Source organism: Bacillus sp. NEAU-CP5 (assembly GCF_026420705.1).
In the GTDB taxonomy this organism is placed as follows: Bacteria; Bacillota; Bacilli; order Bacillales; family Bacillaceae; genus Bacillus; species Bacillus velezensis.
The window spans coordinates 430,170-444,551 of sequence record NZ_JAPMOV010000003.1 but is presented as its reverse complement, the minus strand read 5'-3'; the positions used below and the strand labels follow the sequence as shown (position 1 = coordinate 444,551).

The 14,382-nt window shown below is 44.5% G+C and carries 12 protein-coding genes; 11 read left to right on the top strand and 1 reads right to left on the bottom strand.

What is annotated here, in order from left to right:
• Positions 1–110 precede the first annotated feature (110 nt).
• From secA to ftsX, 6 genes are all read left to right on the top strand, one after another.
• Complete coding sequence (gene secA / locus OTK50_RS12280; RefSeq protein ID WP_082998323.1) at positions 111–2,636, top strand: preprotein translocase subunit SecA; 2,526 nt, start codon at positions 111–113, stop codon at positions 2,634–2,636.
• A gap of 74 nt (positions 2,637–2,710) precedes the next feature.
• Positions 2,711–3,812 (top strand): peptide chain release factor 2 gene (gene prfB, locus OTK50_RS12275; protein ID WP_108654963.1). Its coding sequence is split into 2 segments (ribosomal slippage): positions 2,711–2,782 and positions 2,784–3,812, totalling 1,101 coding nucleotides; the frame shifts between segments, so codons are not numbered across the junction.
• Between the two features lie 169 nt (positions 3,813–3,981).
• The gene (locus OTK50_RS12270; RefSeq protein ID WP_007614078.1) at positions 3,982–4,830 is read left to right on the top strand and encodes a YitT family protein; all 849 of its coding nucleotides are present in this window, start codon (positions 3,982–3,984) and stop codon (positions 4,828–4,830) included.
• A 35-nt stretch (positions 4,831–4,865) separates the two neighbouring features.
• Positions 4,866–5,207, top strand: a complete 342-nt coding sequence (gene cccB, locus OTK50_RS12265; RefSeq protein ID WP_007614074.1) for a cytochrome c551 — start codon at positions 4,866–4,868, stop codon at positions 5,205–5,207.
• Positions 5,208–5,425: 218 nt separating this feature from the next.
• Positions 5,426–6,112: a cell division ATP-binding protein FtsE gene (ftsE, locus tag OTK50_RS12260; RefSeq protein ID WP_007407465.1), complete on the top strand. Its 687-nt coding sequence runs from the start codon at positions 5,426–5,428 to the stop codon at positions 6,110–6,112.
• Positions 6,105–6,995, top strand: coding sequence for a permease-like cell division protein FtsX (gene ftsX / locus OTK50_RS12255; RefSeq protein ID WP_007407464.1), 891 nt, complete (start codon positions 6,105–6,107; stop codon positions 6,993–6,995). The genes ftsE and ftsX overlap by 8 nt, the downstream gene beginning before the upstream one ends.
• A 46-nt stretch (positions 6,996–7,041) precedes the next feature.
• Here ftsX and OTK50_RS12250 read toward each other — a convergent pair whose 3' ends face one another.
• Positions 7,042–8,448: a right-handed parallel beta-helix repeat-containing protein gene (locus tag OTK50_RS12250; protein ID WP_266121891.1), complete on the bottom strand. Its 1,407-nt coding sequence runs from the start codon at positions 8,446–8,448 to the stop codon at positions 7,042–7,044.
• 209 nt (positions 8,449–8,657) lie between these two features.
• Between OTK50_RS12250 and OTK50_RS12245 the strand changes: the two genes are divergently transcribed.
• The 5 genes from OTK50_RS12245 (at position 8,658) to OTK50_RS12225 (ending at position 14,078) form a co-directional block, all read left to right on the top strand.
• Entirely contained in the window at positions 8,658–10,016 is a 1,359-nt protein-coding gene (locus OTK50_RS12245; RefSeq protein ID WP_373418800.1) for a S41 family peptidase, read from the top strand.
• 372 nt (positions 10,017–10,388) lie between these two features.
• Positions 10,389–10,742, top strand: coding sequence for a swarming motility protein SwrAA (swrA, locus tag OTK50_RS12240; protein ID WP_224223853.1), 354 nt, complete (start codon positions 10,389–10,391; stop codon positions 10,740–10,742).
• Between the two features lie 74 nt (positions 10,743–10,816).
• Entirely contained in the window at positions 10,817–12,007 is a 1,191-nt protein-coding gene (locus tag OTK50_RS12235; protein WP_239033904.1) for a S1C family serine protease, read from the top strand.
• Between the two features lie 278 nt (positions 12,008–12,285).
• A complete protein-coding gene (locus OTK50_RS12230; protein WP_007407458.1) occupies positions 12,286–13,356 on the top strand; it encodes a DUF3810 domain-containing protein in 1,071 nt (356 codons plus the stop codon).
• A 50-nt stretch (positions 13,357–13,406) separates the two neighbouring features.
• Positions 13,407–14,078 (top strand): thioesterase II family protein, encoded by a 672-nt coding sequence (locus OTK50_RS12225; protein ID WP_007407457.1) that lies wholly within the window; start codon positions 13,407–13,409, stop codon positions 14,076–14,078.
• Positions 14,079–14,382 lie beyond the last annotated feature (304 nt).

Below are 14,382 nucleotides of genomic sequence, written 5' to 3'. Positions count from 1 at the left end.
TTCTTTGGAAATGGCAAAAGGTATGTTATGATAATGAGAGGTATACATGGACAGAAAATTATCATTTATTCCATGCAAAATCTGCATGTGAACATAGAGGAGCGTTATAGATGCTTGGGATTTTAAATAAAATGTTTGATCCGACCAAACGTGCGCTGAACAAATACGAAAAAATAGCAAATGACATTGATGCCGTAAGAGGAGATTATGAAAATCTCTCTGACGAGGCGCTTAAACATAAAACGGCAGAATTTAAAGAGCGGCTTGAAAAAGGAGAAACGACGGATGACCTTCTTGTCGAAGCGTTTGCCGTCGTTCGTGAAGCTTCCCGCCGCGTAACCGGCATGTTCCCGTTTAAAGTGCAGCTGATGGGGGGCATCGCCCTTCATGAGGGGAACATCTCCGAAATGAAAACAGGGGAAGGGAAAACGCTGACGTCCACGCTTCCCGTGTATTTAAATGCATTGACGGGAAAAGGCGTTCACGTCGTAACGGTCAACGAATATCTGGCGAGCCGTGATGCCCAGCAAATGGGAGAGATTTTTGCGTTTCTCGGGCTTACAGTCGGCCTGAACCTGAATTCGATGTCAAAAGACGAAAAACGCGAAGCTTACGCAGCCGATATCACATATTCAACGAACAATGAACTCGGCTTTGATTATTTGCGCGACAACATGGTGCTCTATAAAGAACAAATGGTGCAGCGCCCGCTTCATTTTGCCGTTATTGATGAAGTCGATTCAATTTTAGTCGATGAAGCGAGAACGCCATTGATTATTTCCGGACAAGCTCAGAAGTCCACAAAACTGTACGTGCAGGCAAATGCGTTTGTACGCACACTCAAGCAAGATCAGGATTATACGTATGACGTCAAAACGAAGGGCGTTCAGCTGACGGAAGAAGGAATGACGAAGGCTGAAAAAACGTTCGGCATCGACAACCTGTTTGATGTCAAAAACGTGGCCTTAAACCACCATATCAACCAGGCCTTAAAAGCCCATGCGGCGATGCAGAAAGACGTGGATTATGTTGTTGAGGACGGCCAGGTCGTCATCGTTGATTCCTTCACCGGCCGTCTGATGAAAGGACGCCGCTACAGCGAAGGTCTTCACCAGGCGATTGAGGCGAAAGAAGGCCTGGAGATTCAAAATGAAAGCATGACATTGGCGACGATTACGTTCCAAAACTATTTCCGTATGTACGAAAAGCTTGCCGGTATGACCGGTACCGCAAAAACGGAAGAGGAAGAATTCCGCAATATTTATAACATGCAGGTTGTATCCATCCCGACCAACCAGCCGGTCATCCGTGACGACCGTCCGGACTTGATCTACCGCTCAATGGAAGGGAAATTCAAGGCGGTGGCGGAGGATGTCGCCCAGCGCTACATGACCGGACAGCCGGTTCTTGTCGGTACGGTTGCCGTTGAAACGTCTGAATTGATTTCTAAACTTCTGAAAAACAAAGGGATTCCGCATCAGGTGCTGAATGCCAAAAACCATGAGCGTGAAGCTCAGATTATTGAAGAAGCGGGACAAAAAGGCGCTGTCACGATTGCGACCAACATGGCGGGACGCGGAACCGACATTAAACTCGGCGAAGGCGTAAAAGAGCTTGGCGGCCTTGCAGTCGTCGGTACGGAACGCCACGAATCCCGCCGGATTGACAATCAGCTCCGCGGACGTTCAGGACGTCAGGGAGACCCGGGCATCACACAATTTTATCTTTCAATGGAAGATGAATTGATGCGCCGTTTCGGAGCTGAACGGACGATGGCGATGCTTGACCGGTTCGGTATGGATGACTCCACGCCGATTCAGAGCAAAATGGTGTCACGCGCCGTGGAATCATCTCAAAAACGTGTCGAAGGAAACAACTTCGATTCACGTAAACAGCTTCTTCAATATGACGACGTGCTCCGTCAGCAGCGCGAAGTCATTTACAAGCAGCGTTTTGAAGTCATTGGCTCTGAAAACCTGCGTGACATTGTGGAAGGCATGATCAAGTCTTCTCTGGAGCGTGCGATTGCCGCTTATACGCCGAAAGAGGAGCTTCCGGAAGAATGGAATCTTGACGGCCTCGTGGAGCTGGTGAATTCAACATATCTTGATGAAGGCGCGCTTGAAAAGAGCGATATCTTCGGAAAAGAACCGGATGAAATGCATGAGATGATCATGGATCGCATCATGACAAAATATAATGAAAAAGAAGAGAATTTCGGTACAGAGCAGATGCGTGAATTTGAAAAAGTCATCGTATTGCGTGCCGTTGATTCAAAATGGATGGATCATATTGATGCGATGGATCAGCTGCGTCAAGGGATTCACCTCCGCGCTTATGCGCAGACAAATCCGCTGCGTGAATATCAAATGGAAGGTTTCGCAATGTTTGAGCACATGATTGAGTCCATTGAGGACGAAGTTGCGAAATTCGTCATGAAAGCCGAGATTGAAAGCAATCTGGAACGCGAAGAAGTTGTTCAAGGCCAAACGACGGCTCATCAGCCGCAGGACGGCGATGAGGCCAAACAAGCGAAAAAAGCGCCAGTGCGAAAAGTCGTAGATATCGGACGCAACGCGCCTTGTCATTGCGGCAGCGGAAAAAAATATAAAAATTGCTGCGGCCGGACAGAATAGTCTCGACTGTATGAAGCGAACATGACCGGGTCTGCGTCTTATGGCGCCCCGGATCTTTTAATGAGGTGAATGGAATGGAATTATCAGAAATCAGGGCAGAGCTCGAAAATATGGCTTCTCGTTTAGCGGACTTCAGGGGGTCTCTTTGACCTCGAATCAAAGGAAGCCCGCATTGCAGAATTAGATGAAAAGATGGCGGAACCGGAATTCTGGAATGACCAGCAGAAGGCCCAAACCGTCATTAACGAAGCGAACGGTCTGAAAGAATACGTGAACTCCTATCATCAGCTGAGCGAGTCTCACGAAGAGCTGCAAATGACACATGATCTTTTAAAAGAAGAACCTGACCAGGACCTTCAGCAAGAGCTCGAGAAAGAGCTGAAGTCATTAACGAAGGAATTGAATGAATTTGAGCTTCAGCTGCTTCTCAGTGAACCATATGACAAAAATAACGCGATTTTAGAACTTCACCCGGGCGCCGGCGGTACGGAATCTCAGGATTGGGGTTCCATGCTGCTCAGAATGTATACCCGCTGGGCGGAAAGACGCGGTTTCAAAGTTGAAACGCTTGATTATCTCCCGGGAGATGAAGCGGGAATTAAGTCGGTCACACTGCTCATTAAGGGCCACAATGCATACGGCTATTTAAAAGCGGAAAAAGGCGTACACCGTCTCGTGCGGATTTCTCCATTTGATTCATCAGGCCGCCGCCACACGTCATTCGTGTCATGTGAAGTCATGCCTGAATTCAATGAAGAAATCGACATTGATATTCGTACCGAAGATATTAAAGTTGATACGTACCGGGCGAGCGGTGCCGGCGGACAGCACGTCAATACGACTGATTCAGCCGTTCGGATCACCCACCTGCCGACAAATGTAGTCGTCACGTGCCAGACGGAACGTTCACAAATCAAAAACCGCGACCGGGCGATGAAAATGCTCAAAGCGAAGCTGTATCAGCGCAGAATTGAAGAACAGCAGGCGGAGCTTGACGAAATCCGCGGCGAACAGAAAGAAATCGGCTGGGGCAGCCAAATCCGCTCGTACGTTTTCCATCCGTACTCCATGGTGAAAGATCACCGCACCAATACGGAAATGGGGAACGTGCAGGCGGTTATGGACGGAGATATCGATACCTTCATTGACGCCTATTTACGTTCTAAACTGTCGTAATCCGGGAACACACCTGCCTTTGGCAAGGTGTGTTTTTTTATCCGTTCTCTTTCTCCATTTTTCACAACAGCGCTTTAGCAAATTAATACGGTATTTGGCTGTTATTTACTTCTAAGCCGGGAAGACTTAAAATGCTATCGAGAGAAAATCGGAGAACGGAGGATTTTGCATGGATGTGAATCACAATAAGCCGCTCCGTCTGATCAAAGATTATATATACATCATGATCGGCGCGGCGATTACGGGGGTCGTGTTTAACGTATTTTTGCTGCCGAACCGTATAGCAGCGGGGGGAGTAAGCGGGATCAGCACCATTTTAGAAACGTTTGGTTTTGAACCGGCTTACGTGCAGTGGATTATTAACATCCCTTTGTTTATCGCCGGAGTGATCATTCTTGGCGGGAAGTTCGGAATGAAGACACTGGTCGGTTCCATCGTTCTGCCGCTCGCAGTCTATTTAACAAGAGATCTGCCTGCTGCGACGACCCATGAACTGCTGGCGGCGATTTTCGGAGGCGTCGGGATCGGAACGGGAATCGGCATCGTGTATCTCGGCAAAGGCTCCACGGGGGGAACGGCTCTGGCGGGGCAGATCATTCACAAATACACGGGGCTGTCGCTGGGAACGTGCCTTGCTATCATGGACGGATTAATTGTGCTGAGCGCGATGCTCGTATTCGGAGTGGAGCAGGGATTGTATGCGATGCTCGGGGTATTTATTTCAAGCAAAACGATTGATGTCGTGCAGGTCGGGTTCAACCGCTCCAAAATGGCTTTAATCATTACGCAGCATGAAGAAGCCGTCAGGTCGGCTGTGTTTAAAGAAATCGACAGGGGTGTGACGAAGATTTCCGCAGTCGGCGGGTATACGGAACATGACCGGCCGATCTTAATGTGTGTCGTCGGCCAGACTGAATTCACAAAACTGAAACAAATCGTCAAACAGATTGATGAGTCAGCCTTTGTCATTGTCGCAGACGCAAGCGAGGTGCTCGGCGAGGGTTTCAAACGCGCGTAAACGGGGTTATAATAGCGAAGGGGTGTATCTTACATATGAAATCAAAATGGGCGCTGCTTGCGCTGGTTCTGACCATGTCCGTCCTGCTGGCGGCATGCGGCGGTTCCAATGAATCGAAAAAAGAAAGCTCTGACAGCTCAGGCGGGTCAAAAGCATCTGCGTCAGCAGGAGAAGAGCTTTATCAGCAAAGCTGTATCGGCTGCCACGGAAAAGACTTAGAAGGCGGCGGAGGTCCGAATTTACAGGAAGTCGGCGGGAAGTATGATGAAGCTAAAATTGAAAGCATCATTAAAAACGGACGGGGCAATATGCCGAGCCATCTTGTAAATGATAAGGAAGCCGCTGAGATCGCAAAATGGCTGTCACAGAAAAAATAACAGAAAAACCTTGCCTGTTATAGGGGCAAGGTTTTTTCACGGTCTGGGAATGAAAAGAAACTGTAATAGTAATATGTCTAAATTTGACGTATAATGAAGTGTACTGAGGAAAAGGAACTTTCAGATTTTTTATCTGTTTCCTGGTAAATCGGCCATAAACCGCTGTACGTTTGCGAACTCTATGGCTGCAAGACATAATTAAAAGATTAGGTGATTTCATGATAGAGATGAAAGAAGTATATAAATCCTATCCGAACGGTGTAAAAGCGATTAACGGGCTGTCAGTCATGATTCATCCCGGAGAATTTGTATATGTCGTTGGACCGAGCGGGGCCGGTAAATCTACTTTTATTAAAATGATTTACAGAGAAGAAAAGCCGACAAAAGGACAAATATTGATTAATCATAAAGATCTCGCGTCTGTGAAAGAAAAAGAGATTCCTTTCGTGCGGCGTAAAATAGGTGTTGTTTTCCAAGATTTCAAACTTCTTCCGAAATTGACGGTATTTGAAAACGTCGCGTTTGCACTTGAGGTTATCGGAGAGCAGCAGTCAGTCATTAAAAAACGCGTGCTCGAAGTGCTCGATCTTGTGCAGCTGAAGCATAAAGCGCGGCAGTTTCCCGACCAGCTTTCCGGAGGAGAACAGCAGCGTGTTTCCATCGCAAGATCCATCGTCAACAATCCTGATGTCGTGATAGCTGACGAACCGACGGGCAACCTTGATCCGGTAACATCATGGGAAGTCATGAAGACACTGGAAGAGATTAATAACCGCGGAACGACCGTTGTGATGGCGACACACAATAAAGAAATAGTAAACACCATGAAGAAACGGGTCATCGCGATCGAAGACGGAATTATTGTGCGTGATGAGTCAAGAGGGGAGTATGGTTCTTATGATTAAAATTCTCGGGCGCCATTTGCGTGAGAGTTTTAAATCTCTCGGAAGAAACACATGGATGACATTTGCATCCATCAGTGCCGTTACCGTTACATTGATTTTGGTCGGCGTGTTTTTAGTCATTATGCTGAATTTAAACAACATGGCTAAAAATGCTGAAAAAGAAGTGGAAATTAAAGTATTAATCGATCTGACGTCGAATAAGAAAACGCAGGATACGCTGCAGAATGAGATTAAAGACATCTCGGGAATCCAAAGCGTAGAGTTTTCATCTAAAGATAAAGAGCTTGATCAATTGGTCAAAAGCTTCGGCGACAGCGGAAAGGCCATGAAAATGCAAGATCAGGAAAACCCGCTGAACAACGCGTTTATTGTCAAAACGACAGATCCGCATGATACGCCGAAAGTTGCGAAAAAAATTGAGAAGCTGGATCATGTGTATAAAGTGACATACGGGAAAGAAGAAGTCAGCCGTCTGTTTAAGATCGTCGGGGTGTCACGCAACATCGGGATTGCGTTAATCATCGGCCTCCTGTTCACGGCGATGTTCTTAATTTCAAATACGATTAAAATCACGATTTTCGCCAGAAGAAAAGAGATTGAAATCATGAAGCTTGTCGGCGCGACAAACTGGTTTATCCGCTGGCCGTTCTTCCTGGAAGGGCTGCTGCTGGGGGTATTCGGTTCTATCATACCGATCGCTCTCGTGCTGAGTACGTACCAGTCGATGGTCGCTTGGGTGGCCCCGAAAGTTCAGGGATCATTTGTTTCACTTCTGCCGTACAGTCCGTTTGTGTTTCAAGTATCACTTGTGCTCATTCTGATCGGCGCGGTTATCGGAGTATGGGGAAGTCTGACTTCCATCCGGAAATTCCTTCGTGTATAAATACAAAAGCCAGTCTGATATAGACTGGCTTTTTTTAATGGTTTTGTCACTGAATGACGGGCAGGGCCGGTGATCCGGGCTTTAATGTAAAGTCATAAGACGCTTCGTCACGGTACATCGGGTCCGCATAAATGGAATCCGAATCGTTTGCCGTTCTTTTTTGGTACGCTGTGAATGAGTCATATTCTCTGTTCTTCCAATTCCAAATGCCGTCTTTTCCCGCTTCTTTGTGATAGACGTTATGATTAACGGTATTGCCTTCGTTTTTCGTATAATCATTTGCGATAAAAATCCGTGAACCGCTTGCCGTCATGATGTTTTTTTCGATCGTGTTCCCTTTTGTGCCGTACTGCAGCAGCAGCTGGCCGCCGTCAAGGTCCTTCGTATCATTTCGATACATAATGTTATGAGCGATCACCGAATTGATGGTGCCGCCGCGTTTCGTGTCATAGCCTCCGATTGAAATACCGGTGTAAGCATTGCCGTACACCTTGTTATCCGTAATCCGGATATCTCGTGCGTATTTCCCTTTATGCTCAGAGGTGGCTTCAATCCCAAGGTCATTGTTGTAAACGGTGTTATTCTTAATGTCCACATGTTCTGCGCCGTCAACGTAAATACCGCCCGCTGAGTATTCATCTCCGTAAGCGGGGTTTCCGTAAGAAGAGTTATGGCTCACCGTATTGTTTTCAATGACGCCGTTTCGCGCATAGTCGTTTTGCTTGGACGTTCCTTCGTATCCGATCACGTCAATCCCGATATTGTTATTGTCCCGGATGGTATTGCCAGCAATCTTAAATCCGTCAACATTCCCGTTCAGCACGACCGCTTCGCTTGCGCCGAGCGTCAGTTTTTCAACCGTATTATTTGTGATGCTGACATCCTTCATGGCGCCTGTGCCGTAAAACGCGATGCCGTGTGCATTTCCCTCATCAGCCGTGGTTTTAATGTTTCGGATATGGTTGCCGTCAATGTTGATATGACTGCTTGATCCGGTGACGCAGATCCCCATGGCCGTCGCATCTTCTGATGATACGGAGAGATTCTCAAGCGTAACGCCGTGAATGGTAATGTACTGTTTATTGCGGATTTGAATTAACGGAGTTTCAGAATCGCTTTTTGGCGCAGATTTGCCGCTGATAGCGACATGCTCATTCTGATAGTTCCGAAATGTAATCGGCTTTTCGGCCGTGCCGCTGTGCTTTACTTCAAACGTTTCATCGTACGTCCCTTCCCGAATCAATACGGTTGTCCCGGGCTCTGCCTTTTCAGCCGCATGTTTTAATGTGCGGAACGGCTTTTCTATCGTTCCTTCATTTTGGTCGCTGCCTGCGGGAGAAACATACAAGGCGTCCGTCTGCATTTTTTCATTGGCCTCTGTTTTTTGCCAGACAAAGGCGGTAATGCCTGCGGCCAGAATCGCCGCGAATAAAATCGATAATTTTATTTTCATATCGCATTCTCCTGTATATTTAATGAATTGCATACAAAATATTATACGTTACCCATATATATGTAACAATCTCGCGTTTTCATTTTTTTGTTGCCGTTACATGAATTCTTTGCAATTTACACATACTATCTCCAGGTTTTCGTAAAAGGACTAAGAGGAGGTAAACGATGAAGCAGAAAATGATCGCAGTGATAGCGGCCGTCAGCATCATGTGCGGCGGAGCTCATATTGCCGGGGCGGCACAGCCGAATTCAACAGACGCAGAAAGAAGCCGGGCAATGGAAAAAATCGAAAAAGCATATGAGCTGATCTCGAACGAATACGTAGAAAATGTAGATAAAGAAAAGCTTCTTGAAGGAGCGATTCAGGGGATGCTGTCTACATTAAACGACCCTTATTCCGTTTATATGGACAAGCAGACCGCTAAGCAGTTTTCCGATTCTCTTGATTCTTCTTTCGAAGGGATCGGCGCTGAAGTCGGTATGGAGGACAATAAAATCATTATCGTATCACCGTTTAAGCAATCTCCGGCGGAAAAAGCGGGACTCAAGCCGAATGATGAAATCATCAGCATAAACGGTGAGTCAATGAACGGGAAAGGTTTAAACGAAGCCGTGCTGAAAATCAGAGGAAAAAAAGGATCGAAGGTTTCTATTAAAATACAGCGTCCGGGTACTGATAAACAGCTGTCATTCCGGATTAAAAGAGCGGAAATCCCGCTTGAAACCGTATTTGCTTCCCGCAAAGAATCAGGCGGTCATCATGTCGGCTACATCGGAATATCGACATTTTCCGAGCATACCGCCCAGGACTTCGCCGCGGCGCTGAAAAAGCTTGAAAAACAAGGGATTGACGGTCTCGTCCTTGATGTAAGAGGGAATCCCGGCGGCTACCTTCAAAGCGTCGAACAAATTTTAAAGCATTTCATCACAAAAGACATGCCGTATATCCAAATTGCGGAGCGTAACGGCGATAAAAAACAATATTTCTCAACCTTAAAACATAAGAAGCCGTATCCCGTCAATGTCATCACGGATAAAGGAAGCGCCTCCGCTTCAGAAATTCTTGCGGGTGCGTTAAAAGAAGCGGGACATTATGACGTTGTCGGTGACACTTCTTTCGGTAAAGGAACGGTTCAGCAGGCCGTGCCTATGGGAGACGGGAGCAACATTAAATTGACGCTTTATAAATGGCTGACACCGAAAGGCAATTGGATTCACAAAAAAGGTATTGCTCCGACAATCGCTGTGAGCCAGCCGGATTATTTTGCGGCGGGACCGCTTCAGCTGAAACAGCCGCTTCAGCCTGATATGAACAGCGCGGATGTCAAGCACGCCCAAATCCTGCTGAAAGGCCTAGGCTTCGACCCGGGCAGAGCGGACGGCTATTTCAGCAAAACAATGAAAAAAGCCGTTCTGGCGTTTCAAGACCGGTACAAGCTTGATAAAACAGCGGTCATTGATAAAAAGACAGCGGAAAAAATGAATCAGCTGATGAATGAACAGAAATCTGACGAAAAAAATGATTTACAGCTGCAAATGGCGTTAAAATCATTATTTGTAAAATAAATGAAAAGGAGGCGTTTTTTACGTCTCCTGTTTCTTTTGTCGCACTCTAAAAATGAACTAAAAGACATATAATTATGTCGGTTTTGACAAGATATTAAAAAAATTTTCACATTTAAACATTTATAAAGGACAAACATTACCCGATATTTATAGAGAAGAGAGACTTTATGCCGAGTTAATATGTATTCAAAATGAAACTTTTGAAAGTTGCCTCAGTCAGTTTTAGTTCTTACAATAAAAGAAGGTTCTAATAGAGAACAGTTTTAGTTTGGCAGCTGCATTTCAGTATCGAAAGCAGAAGTGTTTGCGGCGCTTCAGCACGGCAGCTGTAATCACCCGTGCTTATCTGGATAAAAAAATGGGGGTTCACAATTGAAGAGGGCAAGTATTGTGCGTGAAAAGAAATATTATGAATTAGTGGAACAACTAAAAGACAAAACAAAAGACGTCACATTTTCATCAACAAAAGCACTAAGTCTTCTTATGCTGTTCAGCAGATACCTGGTCAATTACACAAATGTTGAATGTGTTCACGAAATCAATGAAGAGTGTGCGAAGCATTATTTCACTTACTTAATGAAAAACCATAAACGTTTAGGAATCAATCTGACGGATATTAAGCGGTCCATGCTTCTGATCAGCGGCGTGATCGAGGTGGAGGTTGACCACTATCTGAAAGATTTCTCTCTCTCAAATGTAACGCTGTGGATGACGGAAGAGAGATAGACGTTTGAGATATTCAAGCCAATGATTATTTGGTAGAATAGAATTAAAATGTTTGGCTTGAGGCGGTGAAAGCAGTGTCTGTTCAATGGGGAATTGAACTTCTGAAAAGTATCGGTCTGTTTTTTTTGCACCCGATGTTCTGGTTTTTTATCATCATAAGTCTCGCATGCGGATATTTGCGGATCAAACGTGAACGCCATACGTTTCATACAAAAATCGCGGATATGTATGACGAGCTTATCTTTACATACATAAAAGGACTTATACCGGGTATTCTTCTCTCCATATTATTTTTTGGACTGGGAATTTCGATTCCATTCGGTCTTCTCGGCATAATCGCGGCTGTGACTGCTTTGCTTTCGCTGACGTTCCGTATGAATTGGCTGTCCTCAGCTTATATTGTCAGCGCCGGCATGTTCATTGCGTTTATCCTTCAGTATACCCACACAGTGCCGTTTGCGGATCGGTTTCCGCAGGCATTCGGCGTGAATTGGGCATCGGCGGCCGTGTTTATGGGCCTTTTGATTATCACGGAGGGAGCGGCTGCCTGCCGTTCAGCGCATCTGAAAACATCTCCGGCGCTTGTCGTCAGCAGCAGAGGCCTGCCCATCGGCCGACAATTGGCGAATCGCGCATGGCTGCTTCCGCTTTTCTTATTGGTGCCGGGCAGCGGGCTTGAGTCACACCTTTCTTGGTGGCCTGTCTTTACCGTGCCGGGCGGCTCTTTCCATTTGATCTGGATTCCTTATATCGCCGGCTTCGGGCAGCGCGTGCAGGGGTCACTTCCGGAAGTCAGCATAAGGATAACGGCGAAACGTGTCATGATTCTCGGGGTTATCGTGGCCGCATTCGGGGCAGCGGCCCTTTGGTGGACTCCGCTTGCCGGAGCTGCCGCTTGTATTGCGGTGCTCGGACGCCTGTTTTTATCATTAAGACAGCGGCTGAACGATAACGCGGCTCCGTTTTATTTCTCTAAGCGGGATCAGGGTTTAATGGTGCTCGGCATCATTCCGAATACACCCGCGGACGATCTTGAGCTGAAGATCGGTGAGATTATTACGAAAGTAAACGGCCTCCCCGTAAAACATGTATCGGATTTTTATGAAGCACTTCAAAAAAACCGCGCATTTGTAAAAATGGAGATCATCGGCCTGAACGGTGAGATCCGGTTTGATCAGCGCGCGTCCTATGAAGGCGAACATCATGAATTAGGTATTTTATTCGTGCAGGATGAACACGAGCACGAAGAAATGACAGCATTATAATGTGATTTTTCATAATTATTCGGAATAGTTTCAAGAACTCCTAAACTAGATTTCAAAATAAAACAGCTAAGAAAATTATATTTTCTTAGCTGTTTTATTTTGAAATAATAAAAAAATAAATGAAGGAGAGGTATGGCTTATTGGAAAGGTTATTGCTAACTCCAAAACCTTTAGAAGATGAATCTTTAGCAGGATATATATTAAGAATAACTGATTATAATGGTTATGTTGGATAGGGGGAGTACATTATAAAAAAGCTTTTACTTAAGAGATTACCGTTGATTTCACTTGGAGTTATAGCTTACATACTGACAATATACGCGCAGAACCATCAGGATTGGGCGGAAAAATACAGTAGGTCTGTATATCCGTTATTGTCAAAAATAGTAGGATTTGTACCTTCTTGGGTCAAGTTTTCTGTTAGTGAATGGCTCGTCGTGTTGGTTGTGTTACTTTTTCTATTTTATATCGTTTATTATGTGCGCAAGGTTATCATGAGTAAAGGTGTACGTAGGATGGTAGTTTATCGTGGTGCTCTAGGAATAGTTACGATCTGTAGCGTGATATATTTTTGTTATACTATTTTGGGTGGAATAAACTATTACAGATATTCTTTTTTGTCTTATACCGAATATAAAGAAGAGAACTACAGCAAGGAGGAACTGGTCAAATTGAGTAAGTCGCTTGCCGTTGAAATGGAATTGGCAAGGGAAAAGTTAGCGGACACTGATCTTTTGGCTCAAGTACCAGAGGTTTTTGATTATTATGCACAACACGCAGTGTTCTCGATGCAAATGTTATCAAAGGAATATCCTGTTTTGGAGCATTCTTTATACTCAACACCAAAACCAGTTGTGATGTCAAAGCTAATGTCGCATGCAGGGATAAATGGTATCTTTGTCCCTTTTACTTATGAATCCAATATCAATGTTAATGTGCCCGTTTTCTTGGTGCCTGCTACTATGGCACATGAATTGGCACATCAGAGTGGTTTCATGCATGAGGATGAGGCTAATTTTATAGCTTATCTGGCATGTAAGCAGCAGGATGATCCAATGATACTATACAGTGGTTTATTTCTGGCATTTGATTATTCTATATCTGAGCTAAAGAAAGTGGATCCAGATCAGGCGTCTGATATAATGTCCAGTCTGTCCAAGGCGGTGCAGCATGATATAGAACAAAATGAGCAGTACCGGGATAAGTATGAGGGTGTTATTTCAAGTATTTCAAGAAATGTAAATGATGTATATCTGAAGGCAAATAATCAGACAGACGGTTTGAATAGCTATAGTGATATGGTGAATTTGTTGCTGGCAGAGCAGCGAGAGATAGAGAAGTACAATTAAATGTATCTTGAATACTTATAGGTTTATATAGTAATGATAGTGGGCTCAAGTTGAACATAGGAGTGAGTGAAATAAATAAAATAAAAGTATTTCCTATTCCATATGCTGGAGCGTCGGTAAATGCATATTATGAATGGAAAAAACTACTGCCGGATAGATATGAATTGTGTATATGTGAATTGGCTGGAAGAGGAACTCGATTCACAGAGCCTTGTTACCAGTCTGTTGGTGAAGCAAGTGAAGATATCGCCAAAAGAATAAGTGAACAATTAGAATATGACGATGAATATGTTATATTTGGACACAGCATGGGAGCCTTATTGACTTATGAGATATATTATAAACTTAAGCAAATGGGAACTAAGGAACCAAGGCATCTGTTTTTTTCTGGGCGAGATGCTCCACATATTTTTGAAAAGAGAGAAGACATTGAAAATATGACTAATGAAACTTTCTTGACAAAGGTGGAACAATATGGGGGAATACCAGAGGAGTTTTATACAAAAGAGATTATGGATATGTTTCTTCCGATTTTGCGAGCAGATTTTATAATTTTGGACAATTATAAGTTTCAGCCCAAAGCAGAAAAAATAAGTTGTGGAGTAAGCGTTTTTTATGCGGATAGCGATTTTTCGACTCATATCAATGAAATGCATAAATGGAGTGAAGTTGTTGAAGGAAACGTGAAATTTCATAAGTTTAAAGGAGAACATTTTTTTTGAATCGGTATCCTAATGATATTGTAAATACTATTGTTAAAGATACAGAGACTCAAATATTTACCAGGCCACCCACCTGGATCGCCTGGAAATACGGGGGTAATCTCCCCCATTAATTCTATTTTGAATTAATTCAAATGAGAGAAACGTTAAAGTCTCAAGTAGTGGTGTAAAAAAGAACTGTGCCTTTTGACAAGGGAAGCCACGGTATGATTCTACTAAAGTGACGCGACTCAACTTTAGAAGGAGGATCAATGTGTTTTGAAATATTATATTTAAAATAAATTTTATCAGTCTGAGAATCCTT